Genomic DNA, 18144 nt, shown 5'->3' on the forward strand with positions numbered 1-18144 from the left:
TCATGAAGAAAGTATGTATTGCACTGGTTCTGCTGCTTGCGGGCCAAACACTGCGGGCGCAAACGGATACGTCGTCAGCAGATGCGTTAATGTCATCATTAACCGCCGAGGATAAACCTGAGGATGTTATTGCCAGCTTTAAGGCCACCCGGTTAATTTTTTCGCAAACCACTGAGACGGTTAAAAAGCATAACCTTAACTTTTTAGTTACCCATCGCTTTGGCGACATCGCCGGGAGCGAAGGCGGCGGCTCTACCTTGTTCGGCCTGGATAACTCGAGCGATATATTTATTGGTTTTGAGTACGGCCTTACCGATAACCTCGACCTGCAATTTGGCCGCAGCAAGTACGAGCAGCTGATTGAGGCGGGTTTTAAATATGCCGTTCTGCATCAAAAGGCGGATGGTAGTATGCCGTTCTCCTTAGCCTTGGCCGGCAAAATGGGCCTTAAACCCTATAGTGTAAATACCGATGTTTTTGATGACTATACCAACCGCATCAATTACATGGCGCAGGCTATCATTGCGCGTAAGTTCTCGTCAAAACTCTCGGTGCTGGTATCGCCAACGTTTGTGCGTAATAACCTGCCTTTCCCTTTTATTGATGGTAACGAGAAGGATTACATCGCCATAAGCGCGGCCGCACGCTATAAAATAACTAAACGCTTCGGGCTGGTGGTTGATTACGCACATCCGTTCTCGTCATTCCGTAACAATAGCACCAATCCAAAATTCTATGATCCGCTGGGCGTAGGCATCGAGGTTGAAACAGGCGGGCACGTATTCACGCTCAATTTCTCAAACTCCAAGGCAATCTCCGAAATGAACTTTTTAAGTGATACGCAATCGAGCTGGGATAAAGGCCAATACCGCCTGGGTTTCACCATCTCGCGCATGTTTGACCTCGGGCCAAAACATAATAAAAACAAAAAACAATCAAATTATTAACGCAATGGAAAGAAAAGAATTTTTATCAAAATTGGGCATCGGCTTTGCCGCGGTTTGTGTAGGTTGTGGCGTTGCCGCTTGCGGCAGCTCAAAAAGCAATGATCCTACGCCGGATGATGACGACAATAATAACAACGGCGATTTGTTTACCGTTAATCTTGCAAACGAGCTTACAGCGGTAGGGCAGTCAAAAGTATCAAACGGTGTAATAGTGGTACGTACAGCGGCCGGTAACTCGGCGAACTCGTTTACGGCGGTGCAGGTAGCGTGTACGCATCAGGGTACAGCTATTAACTATAACAACGCGCAGGGCCGTTTTATTTGTCCTAACCATGGCAGCCAGTTCAGTACCTCGGGCGCGGTGTTGGTTGGCCCTGCAACCACGGCGCTTAAGGAGTACAATGTTGCGGTTAACGGCAGTACATTAACCGTATCGGCATAAGTTATTCTGATAAGTTTTGAGCTGTACGGCCTGTACCTACTTTAGGTACAGGCTTTTTGCTTTATACAGTGCATTAAGCCAAACCAAAATTGAAATTAAACGTATATAAGAACTGAAAAAGCCCGATTACAACTTTGTTGTATTTTTCAGCGATATTTACCCGCTAAGGTATATATTGCCGATAAATTACTCTTAAAATTCGTTTAATGAAAATACAGGTACTATCAGTATTTATTCTTCTGTTTTTGGTTTTGCATAAACAATCGGCTAATGCGCAGGAGAGTATAGTACAGGATATTTCCGAAGTTTATGTTGACAAACTGGTAAATGTTGCCAGGCAAAACTACCCGCGGGTAAAAAGTTTTCAAAGCCGGGTTGATGTTGCCAAAGCTAACGTGTCCATAGCATCGGTATCTATATTTGACGCGTTAAGCCTGTCCTACATTTATCAGCCCGAAAACGTTACGGTTGTTGACCCATCAAACCCGGGTACGCGTTTTTTTCAGGGCTTACAGCTTGGCGTGTTCATCAATTTAGGCACCATACTGCGCACGCCGATGAATATTAAACGGGCGAAGGCTGAACGCCGCGTTGCGGAAAGCGAGCGCGACGAGTATCAGCTAACACTGGCTGCCGAAGTTAAACGCCGGTATTACTTGTACATACAACGTGTGGGGCAGTTAAAAACGCAAACACGCGCCTGGCAGGAATCAGAGAACGGAATAAAGGATATTGAGTACCGCTATAAAAAAGGCGAGGCTACGTTTGAAACTTTCAATACCGCGCAGGTACAGCTTACCCAGCGGCGTACACAAAAAATAGAGTCAGAAGCCAACGTATTCATCTCGAAATCGGATCTGGAAGAAATGTTAGGAGAAAAGCTGGAAAACATAAAATAAATGGAATTCGGTAAATTTATTAAACTACTGCTTAGGCATAAATACACCCTTATAGCCGTACCTGTTATTGCAGTGGTTATAACTTATTTTTTAGTACGCAACCAGCCCGATGTTTATACGTCAACCTCGCAACTGGCAACCGGTATTGTTGACCCTACACAACAGGTTTTAAGTACCGAGCAACCACAGGAATCGAAAATAAGCCAGGAATTCAGTAACCTGGTGCAGATGATGCGTTCAACCAAAATACTCGACCAGGTATCGTACCAGTTGATATTGCACGATCTAACGAGTAATAGGCCGTTCCGTAAACCCAGCGAATTGCTGGAAGACCTGAACCCCGACGCGCGTAAACACGCGGTACAGGTATATCGTGATCTTTATGAAAAACGACAAAGCCTTTCCCTGTTTGATCGCGATCAGAACGGCTTGAATAAAGTGATCGAATCCATGCGGTATGATGATCAATCGTTACTTAAAACACTAAGCATTTACCGCCTGGAAAACAGCGATTTTATCAACATTCAGTTTGATGCCGAAAATCCGGAGCTTACGGCTTTTGTGGTGAATACCCTTTGTAAGGAATTTATCAACTACTATACTTTTATTGTAAAGGAGAACCAGCGTAAAGCGGCCACTTTCCTGGGTAAATTACTGCAGGATAAGCAGGATTCGCTGCGTGGGCTTAATGATTCGCTCAAGCAATACAAGATACGTAACCGGGTGTTTAGCCTTACCGAACAGGCTCGTAGTTTATATGGCCAGCTTGCTGATTACGAAACCCGCCGCCAGGAGAACGAAAAGGATGTAGCGTCAACCCGCGCGGCTATCAGGCGGATAGACCAAAGTTTTGACCCGGCTGACCGCCAGTATGTTGAAAGCTCCATGACCCGTGTTAACGCGCAGATAACCGAGCTTGACAAGCAGCTGAACGCCGCCAATAACGCTTATATTGAAAATAATTTTGACCCGGCATATAAGGGCAGGGTTGACTCGCTGACCAATGTAATTGCCTCTAAAATTCGTCAGTCATCTGATAAGTATATACTTAACCCGCTGTCATCCAAACAGGAATTGGTAAATACCAAGCAAACGCTGCAAACCGCAAACGTGGTAGCCAAAAACAGCAAGGGCTCAATTGATAAGGAACTCGGGCGTTTAAACCGCCGTTTTGATAACCTGGTGCCGCACGAGGCGGTTATTGGTTCGTACGAAAAGGCAATTGATATAGCGCAGGAAGAATACCTGACGTTGCTGGCTAAATACAATCAGGTAAGCATGGAGGCCAGCATGTCTGTAACGTTACGGCAGGTAGTAGCCGCCATGCCCGGCGTTGCGCAGCCATCTAAAAAAATGTTGCTGGTTATACTGGCCGGGGTAGGCTCGTTTGCGGTATGCGTAGTGGTGTTGTTTGCTATCTTCTTCTTAGATAATACTGTAAAAACCGCCAAAGAGCTGGCTAACCGTACCAAGATACCGGTATTAGGATATTTAAACCTGCTGGATAACAAGGTGATTGATTTCCGTAAAATTTGGGAAAGCAATGATCCGGATAAGAGTATCCGCACCTTTAAAAATCTGTTGCGCTCGTTACGTTACGAGATAGACAATGACATGCAGGGCGAAAAGATACTACTGGTGAACAGCTTTAAGGCCAATGAGGGTAAAACCGTAGTGGCGGTTAGCCTGGCTTATTCGCAAGCGGTAATTAATAAGCGCGTGTTATTGGTTGATGGTAATTTTGAGGATTCAGGCATTACCAAGGCCACAAAACCTGCGTTATATCTTGAAGATTACTTAACCGGAAAAGCCAATCTTTCAGCCGATAGTACCGGTATGCTTACCGTGTGGGGTAACCGCGGCGGAGACGTTTCGCTGTTTGAGGTGGCGCCGGAGCAAGAGGTCAAGCAAAAACTTGAAGCCTTGAAAAATAACTTCGACCTGATTGTAATTGAAGCTTCGGCGCTTGATACATTGAACCGCTCAAAGGAATGGGTTAGCGTTGCCGACAAGATGCTGACAGTATTTGAGGCAGGCCAGAATTTAACTGAAGCACAAAAACCAAACATTCAATATCTAAAATCCGTAAGAAACAAATTTATGGGTTGGGTGCTTAACAAGGTAACCAATGTTGACGTAGCTGAAGGTATAGCGTAACAATATAATTTATGGCGGTTGTAAATATACTTTGGATTATTATTCAGGTTTTAATAGGTTATAACCTGGTGTTGCCGTTCATTCTGTACTTATGTTCGTTAACATCACGCAAAAAGTTGTATCCTTCGTCAATAAACGAGGCTGATTACGCCGTTATTGTAACCGCTTACGAGCAAACATCATCATTACCCGCGGTGGTAAATTCTATATTGCGGATTAATTACAGCAACTACCTGGTATATGTAGTGGCCGATAAATGTGATATCAGCAACCTGTATTTTGATGATGAGCGCGTTGTTATATTACGTCCGCCCGAAACGCTTGCCAATAATATCAAATCGCATTTTTACGCCATCAATAATTTTCGTCGTGAGCACGACAGGGTAACTATTATTGATAGCGATAACCTGGTACACCCGTCATATCTTAATGAATTAAATAAGATGTTTGATGCCGGATTTTTGGCTGTACAGGGTGTCCGCGAAGCAAAAAACCTGGATACCACCTACGCCCGTTTAGATGCAGCCCGCGATATTTATTACCATTATTATGATGGTAAATTATTGTTTAACCTGGGATCGTCAGCCACGCTGGCCGGATCGGGCATGGCATTTACCACGCAGTTATACCGCGATTGCTTGGAGCGGAAGGAAATTTCGGGCGCCGGTTTCGACAAGGTTTTACAGGCCGAAATTGTGGGCCGCAACCTGCGCATCGCCTTTACCGAAAGCGCGATAGTTTATGATGAAAAAACCACCCGGTCAGATCAGTTGGTAAAACAACGTTCCCGCTGGATCAATACATGGTTTAAATATTTTGGTTTTGGTTTTACGATGATCGGTAAGGGCATAGGCAACGCCAGCCGCAATCAGCTATTATTCGGGTTAATATTGTTAAGGCCGCCGCTGTTTATTTTCCTGCTGCTTGGTGGGCTGTTTATGTTTATCAACCTGTTCGTCAGCATCACTGTGGCATTTACCTGGTTGGTTGCATTTATTTTGTTTGTATTAGGTTTTTATATCGCCCTGGCCAAATCACCTACGGATAAGCGCATTTATCAGTCGTTGATCAATATCCCTAAGTTTATTTTTTACCAGGTATTATCGCTAACCAAGGCGCGTAAAGCCAACCAGCACTCGGTGGCTACACAGCATTATCATACCGGCGAAAACGAAACTACAGGAGAGCGATAATATGCGTATTGATCCGGCTGAAGAAATAGTACACAGCGACCGCTTTAAACGCCGCTACCAGCGCAAGGTAAACCGTATTGCGCGTGTAGTGGCCATTGCGTTAGCAGCCGTGAGTACTTACGCGTTGATTTTTAAGATTGTTTTTTTTTAACGATAAGCTTTGGACCGAATTCAGCTCGAAATAAATAACACCGTTCGCGCCGGCAATACAGGCCGTGGTTTTTTTGCCGCGGTAAAGAAAACCTTATTTATTGATAAGCTTAACAATCGCGGCGGCATTATCCTGCTTGCGCTGTTAGCGCTGGCTTTCGGCGCAGGTGTGGCCAAATTCGGTATTGTTTTTAGCGTGCTCGTTTTCGGTGCCATTATTGCCACCTGGGTAATGGCCGGCATTATTGCCTCTATAAACTTCGGTATAGTAGTGGTGGTAGTGATGGCCTTTATGCTGTTTATGTTGATGCGTATAGGCGTGTCGGGCCCGGTTGGTATACTAATGGATGCGCTGCAGGTGATCTTGATGATCAGTACACTGGTACGCTTAAAGCGTGAGGATAACTGGGAATTGTTGCGCGGGCCGGTAAGTACCGTGGTGTTAATTTGGATAGGTTATAATGTATTGCAATTTGTCAACCCTTTTGCCGAGTCGCGCCTGGCTTGGGTTTATACCATACGCACGGTCGCGATAGTGTTGTTCAGCTATTTTGTATTTGTTTATAATATCCGTACCATAGGCATGCTGCGTATAGCCATTAAGGTTTGGCTGCTGCTGGCATTAATTGGTGCCTTGTATGCCTACAAGCAAGAGTATATCGGTTTTTCGGCGGCAGAGGACGCCTACCTGCACTCTGACCCTGAAATAGCATCGTTACTATTCATTGGCGGGCACTGGCGCAAGTTCTCCATATTTTCAGATCCGGTGGCTTTTGCTTACAATATGGTAATGCCAAGTATAATTTGCATTTGTGTAATGGCAGGTAAGTTCAAACTCTGGCAAAAAATTGTAGCCGGGTTAATGGTTTGCATGTTTCTGCAATCCATGCTTTTCTCGGGCACGCGGGGCGCTAACGTGCTTTTACCAGCAGCCATGGTGCTGTTCGCTATACTTAACTTCAATAAAAAGGTTTTAATATTTGCCATAATGGGGGCGGTGTTTTTGGTTGTACTCATCAATATACCCACCAGTAACCCTAATATTATGCGTTTTCAAACGGCGTTCAGGCCTAATAACGACGATTCGTACAATCTGCGTAAAATGAACCAAAAGCGTATTCAGCCTTTCATTCAATCGCATCCGTTTGGCGGCGGTTTAGGCGCTACTGGCACCTGGGGAAAAAGGTTTGCCCCCGGATCTTACCTCGCAAATTTTCCACCGGATAGCGGTTATATTCGTACAGCTGTAGAGCTGGGCTGGGTGGGCCTCATTATTTTTTGTACCATGGTTTTCGTTATTTTAAAAACCGGTATCAATTATTTTTACAGGATAAGAGATGCTGAGCTCAAAACCTATTGTTTGGCCATGACCTTGGTTGTATTTGCCTATAACATAGCGAACTTTCCGCAGGAGGCACTGGTACAGTATCCGTCAAACCTGTTGTTCCCGTTGGCCGCCGCGCTTATAACGGTAAGTTACCGGCTTGATAGGCAAAAGCGGAATGGTGATAACATTACGGAGCCTACTTCCGTAAAATATTGATATATGAACATCAGCGATAGCATACAAAACCGCGATATTGTAATTGTCGGCCAGCAACCCTGGGATGTTGAGATAGGCAGCAATTGCAAAAACCTTGCGCTTGAATTCAGTAAGCATAACCGGGTATTGTATGTTAATTCTCCGCTCGACCGTATCACGCTTTACAAGCAAAAGCACGACCCGAAAGTGCAGAAGCGCATTGATGTGATTAATGGCAAAGCAGATGGTTTGATTACGTTGCAGGATAACCTGTGGAACCTTTATCCCGACAGGATGATCGAATCGATCAACTGGGTTAGGGGCAGCTTCATTTACGATACATTAAACAAGATCAATAACAAGCGTTTCGCTTCGTCAATCAGCAAGGCTATAAAGCGTTTAGGCTTTAAGGATGTTATCTTGTTTAACGATAACGATATGTTCAGAAGCTTTTACCTGAAGGAGCTTTTACAGCCCGACGTAAGCATTTATTACTCGCGCGATTATATGCTTTATGTTGACTACTGGAAACGCCACGGCGAACGTATTGAGCCGCTGATCATAAAAAAAAGTGACCTGTGTGTGGCTAACTCAACTTACCTGGCAAGCTATTGCGCCAAGTACAATCCCAACTCGTTTTATGTAGGCCAAGGTTGCGATCTGGAAATGTTTACCAATCAGGCTGGTTTACCCATTCCAGACGACTTAAAAAATATCGGCAAGCCGGTTATCGGTTATGTTGGTGCACTGCAAAGTATCAGGTTAGATATAGATTTGCTCGCCCATATCGCTAAAACAAAACCCGAATGGAGCATTGTTTTAGTTGGGCCCGAGGATAACGAGTTTCAGGCCAGCAGCTTACACAATATACCCAATATCCATTTTTTAGGTTCGAAACCGGGCGCTATGCTGCCGGCTTATATTAACGCGTTTGATGTTTGCCTAAACCCGCAAAAGGTAAACCAGGTTACCATTGGTAATTATCCGCGCAAAATTGATGAATACTTAGCCATGGGTAAACCTACCATAGCTACACGCACCGAGGCCATGAGCGTTTTTGATCAGCACACGTATTTGTGCGATACCAAAGAAGATTATGTTAACGCCATCCAAAAAGCCTTAACCGAAGATTCGCCCGAAATGCAGCAGGAGCGTGTAGCCTTTGCCTCAACCCATACCTGGGAAAACAATGTTAAGGAAATTTACAAGGCCATTAACACCGTAAAAGCACGCCGTTAATCGCGTTTGGTTTTAAAGGTAGCCAGATCGTAATTGTGCTTGATATTGCGATAGATCATCCGCGCAAATGCGACAAAAGGGTTAGTACTTTGCCTGAAATCGCTGCGTGTCATGGTAGAGGGCTCGTCAGCCGGGTTTACCTGGTCAAACAAACCTTTATAATCTTCGTAAAAAATCGCTTTTCCTTTATTTTTCAGGAACGACATCGCCATTAAAAACTCTGTACGGTCTCCCTTTATGCCTTCGGCATAACGTCCGAATTTGCTGAAAAATGACGTACGGCGCAGGTGCGGGTGGTCGCTATAAACATGGAATTTACGATAACCGGGTTTCCACACGCTGAACATCATCTCCGAGAAACCTTTGCGCAAGGGCTTTAGGTAAGGGTATTTAAAGTAGGCGTAAAAGCGCGCCATATCTAACTCCGGGCGCTCGTTCAGCAAGTCCAGCGCATCCTGCAAGTGCTCTGCATAACCCGGAAAAGGGTCAAAATCTTCCTGAACATAAAGCGTGTACGGTGTAGTTACCGCATCCTGCCCTTTATTGATGTTATTACCGAGGCCCCTGTTCTTAGGCGTGGTGATCAGCCGGAAGTTATAGGTAACGGCCAGTTCACGCAAACGGTCTAAATGCTCAGGGCGACTGCCATCGTCAGATACTACAATGTCACCAAAATTAATGTTCTGGTTGGCGAAGGCCTGCAACAGGCGCTGTAACGACTGGCTGCGGTTATAATGCGTTACAAGCAGGGTAATAGTATTAAACATACGGGTTATAGTTTCTTAAATAACACATCATAAGTCCACTTAAGCAACTTAAATTGCAGGTATACCGCCCTTGCTGCAAGCGCGAGCGAATTTTTACTTTCGCGCCATGAGGCCCGGCCCATGGTGCTGGGCTCGTCCGACGAATTTTTTTGATAAAACAAATCAGTAAAGCGGTCAAAAAATATGCCTTTACCTTTGTGTTGTATAAACGACAGCGCCATACGGTACTCGGTTAAATCACCTTTTATCCCTTCGGGATAGCGGCCAAATTTTTGCAAAAAGCTACTTCTCCGCAAATGCGGGTGATCGCTGTAAACATAAAATTTAAGGTGATTGTTCTTCAACGGCGATGCAGAGAACTTCATTTCTGAAAAGCCCTTATTATACGCTTTGGTATAAGGATATTTAAAATAGGCGTAGAAACGCGCTATATCCAGCTCCGCATCGGTTTCAAAAAAGTGCAATGCATCTTTAAAGTGCGTGGCAAATATTTCTTTCGGCTCAAAATCTTCCTGAACGTATAGGGTGTAAGGCGTTTGCACAGCATCCTGCCCTTTATTGATATTATTACCCAGCCCACGGTTTTTGGGCGCGGTAACCAGCCGGTAATTGTAATCGGGCTGCATGGCTACCAGCTTTTCCAGGTGCTCCGGCCGGCTGCCATCGTCAGATACTACAATGTCGCCAAATGTTATGCCCTGCGCCCTGAAAGCGTCAAGCAAACGCTCCAGCGAGCGGCTGCGGTTATAGTGGGTAACCAGCAAGGTAACATCCTTAAAATGCAAATCAGGAATAGTCATACAATCTTTTACGCAATTTATAACGTATAAGGTTTATAATTGCTTTGTTTATTTTTATAAGCTAATATGCAATAAAAACATGTTTTACCAATAGGTGTTTTACAAACACTGTATATCAACCCTTCATGCTAAATAAACTACTGGCCGTTATTAAAAATAAGCATTTCCTGTCGCTGGCAGGTAACATCATCATGTCAGGCCTGGGTATGCTTACAACCGCCATCATCTACCGCTCGCTAACGCTTGCCGAGGTGGGTATATGGGTTATCTTCCAAACAACCATTCTTTTTGTTGATACCTTCCGTTCAGGCTTCCTTACAACGGCGTTCATAAAATTTTACGCGGGCGCCACGCCCGAGCGTGCCGCCGAAGTAGTGGGTTCAACCTGGTATATAGCCCTGGGTATTACCGGCACACTGATCTTACTTAACCTGCCGGTGCTGTTTTTTATGGAATATATTCAGGACGGTGGATATATACTGTTTCTAAAGTATTTCGGCTTAACTTATATACTATCATTGCCATGGTTTATAGCCAGTTGTGTACTGCAGGGCGAGCAGCGTTTCGACCGATTATTGTACGTTCGCTTTGTTAACCAGGGCAGCTTTATCCTGATAGTAGTTTTATTGCTGATTTTTGACAAGGCCAGTTTGCTCACCGTACTATATGCTTACCTGGCTTCGCACGGTTTAACAAGCCTGTATACACTCCTTATGCGGTGGACGAGGCTCAACACACTCAGCAAACGAACCAAAGAAACCACCCTTACCATATTTAACTTTGGTAAATTCAGTGTAGGTACAACGCTCAGTTCAAACATGTTCCGCCTGTCTGACGTAGCCATCATCAACCATTTCCTGGGTGCTGCGCCGGTGGCTATCTATAACCTTGGCCAAACGCTGATGCAGTTGGTGGAGATACCCTTACGCAGCTTCGCCGCTACAGGCATGCCATCGCTATCCGCAGCCTATAACCAAAACAGCCGCAGCGAGGTTATCTATATCATGAAAAAATACATCGGCCTGATTACCGTGGTGCTTATACCTGCCGCCATAGTTGCTGTACTGCTTGCCGATATTCCGATTTACCTGATTGGCGGCGGTAAATATGTAGGTACCGAGGCGGCCAATGTTTTCCGCCTGTTTATGACGTTTGCGCTGCTTTACCCGGCCGATCGCTTTTTTGCCCTAACGCTGGATGTAATTCATAAACCCAAGATCAACTTTTATAAGGTACTGGCCATGCTTGCAGCCAACATTATTTTTGATATACTTGGTGTGATGCTGCTAAAAAGTATTTATGGTATAGCTATAGCCACGGTAGTACCAACGCTTATTGCGGTAATAGTAGGTTACATCGCGCTTAACCGTTATCATAAATTCCCATTCCTGAGTGTATATGCGTTGGGCGTGAGCGAAGCTAAAGTTTATTGGATGCAGATCAGGCAAAAGATGAGACGCTGATACTGTGAACTAAAATTTGTGAAATAGTTAATTTGCGTATCATTACGTGCGTATACTACGTAAAACTGTTCATGAAGCTGGCTCATTTAATACTTGCTCATAATCATGCCGAACAACTGGAGCGCCTGGTAAACAAACTGGCGCATCCGGATGCGGACGTTTACGTACACATTGACGCTAAGGTTAACCTACGGCCTTTTGAAAGTTTAAAACGCTTTGAAAAAGTTTATTTTATAACTAACCGGGTTAAGATATATTGGGGCGCTTTTAATATGGTTGAAGCCACCGTTAATAGCCTTGAGCAGATTATAAGCAGCAAAAATAAATACGATTACATCAACTTACTTAGCGGGCACGATTATCCAATTCAACCGGCAACTGCATTTATCAATTATTTAAGCGATAATCCCGGCAAGGCTTTTATGAGCGCGCTATTGGCTGAAACCCATTGCCGCGATCTGCTGCCGCGGGTGCAAAAGTATTACCTGGATAACTATCGTTTTCCGATGCGGTACCGGGCGCAACGATTATTGAACCGTATACTACCACCGCGCAAAATGCCCGGCAATATGGTGTTGGTGGGCCGTTCGCAATGGTTTACCTTGAGTGTTGAAAGTGTAGATTACATCTTAAAATTTTGGGACGCGCATCCGTCTTTCCGTAACTTCATGAAGTTTACCTGGGGGCCTGATGAGTTTGTTTTTCAAACTATACTATACAATTCGCCTTTGAAGGATAAAATGGTGAATGATGACCTCCGGTATATAGACTGGACGGCAGGGGGTAAGAACCCCAAAACCCTTACCATGGATGATGCTGACAAATTGCTTGAATCCAAAAAATTCTTCGCCCGTAAGTTCGACATGCAACGGCACCCCGATGTGCTTGAGTATATCGACAAACACCTGCTTTAAATAATCGCTCAGGCAGCAGGCAAATTTATTACCGCGGTAAACAGGTTCAGGCTGTTATCCGCATCGTAACGGTAAGTAAATTCGTCAGCGCATTTAGCAATAATTAATAACCCGAAGTGTTCTGTTATACTTTCAATATCGGGTATCTCGTCATCTGCGCATTCCTCAATACTGAATGTAACGTTGTGCTCATCTTTATAAGTGCCAAACAGGCGGCACATAATGTCGTAACTCAGTTGTACTTTACCTATAACGGGTGCCGATTTTGAAAAGTTTACCGGCGGGCCTGTGTCATATTTTTGGATGATGACGTGGTTACTGTCAATATCAACCAAAATATTTATGGTGTTGGCGTGCGAGTGCTTAAAGCCATTAGTTAACAACTCGGTAGTTATTGATTTTACCTTGAAATGCAGGTCATAATTTTCCACTGAAGTAGCGCCTGCGCTATCTTCTAAAAAAGCCAGCACCTGCTTTAACGATGGTGTTAATACCAGGCTGTCATTTAAAAATATAAACTCTTTACGGGTGGTTGTTATACGCATTTTTATACTGCGGTGGCTTCGGTTAGGTTTTTATAAATTTTAAATACTTTATCCAGCCTGATAAGGCTGAAAAGATTGTGAATGTCGGGTTTTAATCCGATAAGTAAAATATCACTTTTAAAGGCGATAGCATGTTTTAACGATGATACCAGGGCGCCCAAAAATGAACTGTCCATATAGCTGATACTACTCAAATCAAGAACAACTTTGTTTTTGTGCTCATCAATAAGCGCTACAAGCTCGGCTTTAAATTTTTCAGAGTTATTTAAATTAGCCTCTGTAATATTGGTTTTAAGGGCTACGTACGTATCAGTAACAGTTTCAATATCGATCATTATCATGTTTTAACAATATTTATTATGCTCTGATCATCTACAACAATGTCAGGGCTTAGGTTAAAAAGCTGTTGTTTTATTTCGTCAAAGCTGATGCCAGCTGTAAGTACTTTGTTTAATTTATGCTTAAAATTTTCGTAATCGGTTTTAACCTTACCGTTATCAGCAATGTCAATCATGCCGTCGGTAAAAATAAAAAGCTGGTCTGTAGGGTTTAAAACCAACTGCTGTTCAGTATAGCTTACACCGGCAAACATGCCCAGTAGTAACCCGTCCGTAGTTACCTGCTGCAGTTGTTGCGTGCCTGCGTGGTAATGTAACAGGGGCAAATCACCTGCGCCGGCATAGGTAATTACGTCGGTTTCCGTATCAATCAATAATAACGACAGACTGGAAAGTATATCCTGCAATACATCGTCAAGGCAAATAATACTGTTTACCTTTTGCAAAATAGTAGCAGGCGAAAATTCGTTGCTTAACGTAGCAAACCTCACCGCCGATCGCACATAGCTCAGGTAGCCGAACGTAAAATACCAGGCCATCCATTTTTTTCCCATTATATCGCCAAGCACCACATAGGTATAACGCTTATCAACCTGTATAAAATCAATAAAATCTCCTCCCGGAACATCATTATAAGGGCGATGCCAAAAGTTAATGTTATAACCTGTTATCTCCGGTTTTTTTTGCGGTATCGATTTAATGTTTAACGCCTTAGCTGCATTTTGTACTTCAAGGGTTGATAGTTCGCGCTGTTTATTTACTGTGATTAAAATGTTGTTAAGCTTGGATATAATTACATTTATAGGCGTATCCTTTATAATAAAGTCAATCGCCTGCAAATCAAGCCCCTGCTCAATGGTTTCCATATCGCTTAACGACGTCAGAAACACAAAGGGGATATCCCTGAAAATTTCCAGTTCCATCAGCTTTTGCCTGAACTCGATACCATTCATACCCGGCATTTCATAGTCAGACAGGATGATGTCGGGCACATCGGTGTTCAGTTTTTCAATAGCATTGGCCGCGGATGTAGCGGTAACACATTCCCACCCGGTTTTTTTCAAAGCCTGTACCATGATGTTTAAAAACAACAGGTTATCATCCACCAAAAGAATCTTGTTTTCTTTAGCCTGTGTCATTTACTTCTGGGTACCGCCGAATTTAAATATTGATTTTATAAGCAAATATATGCCCGAAAGTACAATTAATGATGATATCAGATCCATTATCGTGATACCATCATTAGCATTAAAATAAAATATGGTATAAATCTCAAAATCGGGCGGCGCCGGCATTACAATCATGGCTAGCCCAAGTGTAATCATTACCAAACTGATCACCATCAGTACAATGTTGGCGCCCTTCTCTGCCCTGATATATTTTTTTGACGATTCGCTGTCAAACTGGTGCGATGATAACAGGATGCTGAATTCATCCAGCAGATCATCCCGCGAGGCGTTATCGGTATCAATTTGCCTTAAAGCATCAATACCCGCGTCAGCCTGTGCCGAATTTTCTATTGCGTTATTTAACCGTTGCTGTATGTCGCGGGCTTTATCACTGTCAATATTGGTTTCGGCAAGCAGGGCAATAAGTTCATCCAGTTTCTGGTTGATGGCCTGCCCGTCTTCCTGATCGTTATGGCTGTTGTTAATATTATTAATTTGGTCGCTCAATTTAAATTGATAATTTCAAAAACACTATTGCCATTAAACCGTACAAAGGTTATAATTTGAATGAAACGCGTATCAATAATAACGGTCAATTATAATCAAAGTTTGGTTACCCAGGATCTATTAGCCTCTATAAGTTCAACAAACGCCTATCCGGCTATTGAAATTATAGTTGTTGATAACGGCAGCGCCGTAAACCCGGTGCCTGAATGGACTTCCCAATATCCGGATGTAAAGTTTATACGCTCTGATAAAAACTTAGGTTTTGCCGGTGGCAATAACATCGGCATTGCCGCTTCAACAGGTGAGTACCTGTTTCTGGTGAATAACGATACCGAATTTACAGCGGGTTTGGTTGAAACGTTAGTAAAAACGTTGGATGACAATGCTAAAGTTGGTATGGTATCGCCCAAAATACGCTACTTTGACCAGCCTGATACGCTGCAATACATGGGCTTTACCGCCATGAATTATTATACCGCCCGCAACGATTCCATCGGCCAGTTTGAGGTTGATGAAGGGCAATATGATAATTTGACCGGCCCAACAGGGTATGCACATGGTGCGGCAATGATGCTGCGCAGCGAGTGTATTGATAAAGCAGGCTTAATGGCTGACCACTTTTTTTTATATTATGAAGAACTGGACTGGTGCGACCGTATAAAACGGGCGGGCTACGAAATTTGCTTGAATACGCAAGCGCTAATCTATCACAAGGAGTCGGTATCAGTAGGGCGGGTGAGCGCGCTTAAGGAGTACTTTATGAACCGCAACCGCATACTATTTATAAGGCGTAATGCGCCGTTTACGGCGCGGATTGTTTTCTATGTTTTCTTTTTGCTGGTAGTAACGCCCCGTAACATCATCAGGTACATCAAAATCGGCCATGCCGATTTTATTAAATGGCTTTTTAAGGCAATTTGGTGGAATATTACGCAAAGTAAAAACAGTACTTATTTAGGTTATCCTTTAAAATAATATATGATAGTTGCTTTTTGGCTAAGCCTGTTTATAGTTTTTTATGCCTTTGTAGGCTATGGCATTGTATTGTTTGTGTTGATAAAAATTAAACGCGTACTCAAAGGCAAGCCTGTTTTGCCCGATGCCGTTAACCTGCCAACCTGCACACTGGTAATTGCCGCCTATAACGAAGAGCGTTTTATTGCCGAAAAAATACAGAATAGCTTGGAGCTGAACTATCCGGAAGGTAAACTGATGTTTATTTTTGTAACCGATGGCTCTACGGATAATACAGCGGCTATCGTTTCAACTTTTCCGCAGGTTAAGTTGATGCATAAGGATGGCCGCAGTGGCAAGATAGCTGCCGTGCACCGCGCCATGACTGAAGTAACCACAGAGGTAGTGGTATTTACCGATGCCAATACTTTTTTAAATAAAGATGCCATTATAAATATATGCCGCCATTATTCCGATAAAAAAGTAGGCGCTGTGGCCGGTGAAAAACGTGTGCATATTGATGAAACCGCAGATGCCACCGCCGGCGAAGGCTTTTACTGGAAATATGAGTCGAAGCTTAAAACCTGGGATTCCGAACTGTATTCGGTAGTGGGCGCAGCCGGGGAACTGTTCAGTATACGCCGCGAGTTGTATGTGCCCGTACAGCCTGATACCATTTTGGATGATTTCATGATTTCTCTATTGGTTACTATTGACGGCTACCGGGTTATTTACGAACCGGATGCCTATGCTACCGAAACGGCATCGCAAAACGTAGGGGAGGAGCTTAAACGCAAGATCAGGATAGCTGCGGGCGGCATACAATCAATACTCCGCTTAAAGCCATTATTAAACCCCTTCCGCAATTTTGTGTTGAGCTTTCAGTACATCAGCCACCGGGTATTGCGGTGGACGGTAGTACCCTTTTTAATGGTGCTGGCCCTGTTGCTTAATATTATTATTGTTGCCAACGGAGTATATGGCATTTACCTGTTATTGCTGATAGCACAACTGGGCTTTTACGGCATGGCCTTATCAGGCTTGATACTGGAAGCGAGGGAAATAAAGGTTAAGATATTTTTTATTCCATACTACTTTTGCATGATGAATTACGCCGTAGTACGTGGTATATTCCGCTATTCGGCAGGCAAGCAAAGCGCCATATGGGAGAAGGCGAAAAGGCAGTAGTTTTGGGGATTGGCGGTTAGTGATTCAGTGATTAGTGTAGTAATTGAAATCAACAGAGAAATGCTAAACACTTATAATTTATATTAACCTCACCATAACCAATCTCTAGTAACCAACCACTAATCACTTTAAAAACAATGTCCTTAAAAGATAAAATAAAAAATAACCCCAGGCTGAAAAAACTGGTACACTGGATGCTGATACCGACCGGTGAAGCGCGGCCGCGCCTTTGGGTAAAGTGGTTTGTAAACCCCTTTATCCACAAAAGGGGTAAGGGCTCAAAGGTGCGTAGCCGTACCCGTATGGATGTGCTGCCATTCAATCAGTTTCAGTTGGGCGCTAACTCAACTATTGAGGATTTCTGTACAATTAATAATGGTGTTGGCGATGTATCAATCGGCGAAAATTCGCTGATAGGTATGGGTAATGTGATAATAGGGCCGGTAAGTATCGGCAATAACGTAATATTCGCGCAAAATATAGTAGTCAGTGGCTTAAACCACGAATATCGCGACGTCAATCAGCCCATACAAGCTCAGAAAATATTGGTAGCGCCGATAGTGGTTGAGGATGATTGCTGGATAGCCGCCAACTCCGTTATAACATCAGGCGTTACCATCGGCAAGCATAGCGTTATAGCTGCAGGTGCCGTAGTTACCAAGGATATCCCGCCGTACTCCGTAGCCGTGGGCAACCCCGCCCGAATAATCAAACGTTATGATTTTGAATTAAAGGATTGGGTTAGGGTATAAGCATAGTTCTACCTATCCTGAATTTCTTTTGAGCGATCAAAAAGAAACAAAAATCGCCGGCTTTTTAATTCTCTATGAAAGTTATTGCTACCACTTTCTACCCGAAAATTAAGAGGCCGGAATTATAGGTTATGAGAGTTTTATACTTTTTTCAACTAAATAGATAGGAGCGGCGGCCTGCCGGAAAACCGGGCCAAG

19 protein-coding genes are annotated in these 18144 nt (G+C 43.7%); 13 read left to right on the forward strand and 6 right to left on the reverse strand.

Going from position 1 to position 18144, the window contains the following annotated elements; genetic code table 11:
• The first annotated feature begins 2 nt into the window (after nucleotides 1-2).
• The 8 genes from ABD960_RS06855 (at nucleotide 3) to ABD960_RS06890 (ending at nucleotide 8549) form a co-directional block, all read left to right on the forward strand.
• A complete protein-coding gene (locus tag ABD960_RS06855) occupies nucleotides 3-947 on the forward strand; it encodes a DUF5777 family beta-barrel protein (protein ID WP_345330196.1) in 945 nt (314 codons plus the stop codon).
• A 4-nt stretch (nucleotides 948-951) separates the two neighbouring features.
• Nucleotides 952-1389, forward strand: coding sequence for a QcrA and Rieske domain-containing protein (locus ABD960_RS06860; protein WP_345330197.1), 438 nt, complete (start codon nucleotides 952-954; stop codon nucleotides 1387-1389).
• A gap of 206 nt (nucleotides 1390-1595) precedes the next feature.
• Entirely contained in the window at nucleotides 1596-2288 is a 693-nt protein-coding gene (locus ABD960_RS06865) for a TolC family protein (RefSeq protein WP_345330198.1), read from the forward strand.
• Nucleotides 2289-4445 carry an exopolysaccharide transport family protein gene (locus tag ABD960_RS06870; protein ID WP_345330199.1) on the forward strand — a complete coding sequence of 719 codons (2157 nt, stop codon included), beginning with the start codon at nucleotides 2289-2291 and terminating at the stop codon, nucleotides 4443-4445. It begins immediately after the preceding gene.
• Between the two features lie 11 nt (nucleotides 4446-4456).
• The gene (locus ABD960_RS06875) at nucleotides 4457-5638 is read left to right on the forward strand and encodes a glycosyltransferase (protein WP_345330200.1); all 1182 of its coding nucleotides are present in this window, start codon (nucleotides 4457-4459) and stop codon (nucleotides 5636-5638) included.
• A gap of 1 nt (nucleotide 5639) precedes the next feature.
• The gene (locus ABD960_RS06880; RefSeq protein WP_345330201.1) at nucleotides 5640-5789 is read left to right on the forward strand and encodes a hypothetical protein; all 150 of its coding nucleotides are present in this window, start codon (nucleotides 5640-5642) and stop codon (nucleotides 5787-5789) included.
• 9 nt (nucleotides 5790-5798) lie between these two features.
• A complete protein-coding gene (locus tag ABD960_RS06885; RefSeq protein ID WP_345330202.1) occupies nucleotides 5799-7331 on the forward strand; it encodes an O-antigen ligase family protein in 1533 nt (510 codons plus the stop codon).
• Nucleotides 7332-7334: 3 nt separating this feature from the next.
• Entirely contained in the window at nucleotides 7335-8549 is a 1215-nt protein-coding gene (locus ABD960_RS06890) for a glycosyltransferase (protein WP_345330203.1), read from the forward strand.
• Here ABD960_RS06890 and ABD960_RS06895 read toward each other — a convergent pair.
• Nucleotides 8546-9316, reverse strand: a complete 771-nt coding sequence (locus tag ABD960_RS06895; RefSeq protein ID WP_345330204.1) for a glycosyltransferase family 2 protein — start codon at nucleotides 9314-9316, stop codon at nucleotides 8546-8548. The genes ABD960_RS06890 and ABD960_RS06895 overlap by 4 nt on opposite strands.
• A 5-nt stretch (nucleotides 9317-9321) precedes the next feature.
• Complete coding sequence (locus tag ABD960_RS06900; protein ID WP_345330205.1) at nucleotides 9322-10116, reverse strand: glycosyltransferase; 795 nt, start codon at nucleotides 10114-10116, stop codon at nucleotides 9322-9324.
• A 125-nt stretch (nucleotides 10117-10241) separates the two neighbouring features.
• Between ABD960_RS06900 and ABD960_RS06905 the strand changes: the two genes are divergently transcribed.
• Nucleotides 10242-11579: an oligosaccharide flippase family protein gene (locus ABD960_RS06905; RefSeq protein WP_345330206.1), complete on the forward strand. Its 1338-nt coding sequence runs from the start codon at nucleotides 10242-10244 to the stop codon at nucleotides 11577-11579.
• A 71-nt stretch (nucleotides 11580-11650) separates the two neighbouring features.
• Nucleotides 11651-12493: a beta-1,6-N-acetylglucosaminyltransferase gene (locus ABD960_RS06910; protein WP_345330207.1), complete on the forward strand. Its 843-nt coding sequence runs from the start codon at nucleotides 11651-11653 to the stop codon at nucleotides 12491-12493.
• Between the two features lie 8 nt (nucleotides 12494-12501).
• Here ABD960_RS06910 and ABD960_RS06915 read toward each other — a convergent pair whose 3' ends face one another.
• Genes ABD960_RS06915 through ABD960_RS06930 form a run of 4 tightly spaced genes read right to left on the reverse strand, consistent with a single transcriptional unit; the run spans nucleotide 12502 to nucleotide 15052 of the window.
• Complete coding sequence (locus ABD960_RS06915; RefSeq protein WP_345330208.1) at nucleotides 12502-13038, reverse strand: hypothetical protein; 537 nt, start codon at nucleotides 13036-13038, stop codon at nucleotides 12502-12504.
• Between the two features lie 2 nt (nucleotides 13039-13040).
• Nucleotides 13041-13373: an STAS domain-containing protein gene (locus ABD960_RS06920; RefSeq protein ID WP_345330209.1), complete on the reverse strand. Its 333-nt coding sequence runs from the start codon at nucleotides 13371-13373 to the stop codon at nucleotides 13041-13043.
• Between the two features lie 2 nt (nucleotides 13374-13375).
• Entirely contained in the window at nucleotides 13376-14515 is a 1140-nt protein-coding gene (locus ABD960_RS06925) for a SpoIIE family protein phosphatase (protein WP_345330210.1), read from the reverse strand.
• Nucleotides 14516-15052, reverse strand: coding sequence for a hypothetical protein (locus tag ABD960_RS06930; protein ID WP_345330211.1), 537 nt, complete (start codon nucleotides 15050-15052; stop codon nucleotides 14516-14518).
• Nucleotides 15053-15112: 60 nt separating this feature from the next.
• Between ABD960_RS06930 and ABD960_RS06935 the strand changes: the two genes are divergently transcribed.
• From ABD960_RS06935 to ABD960_RS06945, 3 genes are all read left to right on the forward strand, one after another.
• Complete coding sequence (locus tag ABD960_RS06935) at nucleotides 15113-16027, forward strand: glycosyltransferase family 2 protein (RefSeq protein ID WP_345330212.1); 915 nt, start codon at nucleotides 15113-15115, stop codon at nucleotides 16025-16027.
• A gap of 3 nt (nucleotides 16028-16030) precedes the next feature.
• Nucleotides 16031-17194 (forward strand): glycosyltransferase family 2 protein, encoded by a 1164-nt coding sequence (locus ABD960_RS06940; RefSeq protein ID WP_345330213.1) that lies wholly within the window; start codon nucleotides 16031-16033, stop codon nucleotides 17192-17194.
• Between the two features lie 137 nt (nucleotides 17195-17331).
• Complete coding sequence (locus ABD960_RS06945) at nucleotides 17332-17946, forward strand: acyltransferase (protein ID WP_345330214.1); 615 nt, start codon at nucleotides 17332-17334, stop codon at nucleotides 17944-17946.
• Nucleotides 17947-18144 lie beyond the last annotated feature (198 nt).

It is taken from the genome of Mucilaginibacter defluvii (assembly GCF_039543225.1).
Classification (GTDB): Bacteria; Bacteroidota; Bacteroidia; order Sphingobacteriales; family Sphingobacteriaceae; genus Mucilaginibacter; species Mucilaginibacter defluvii.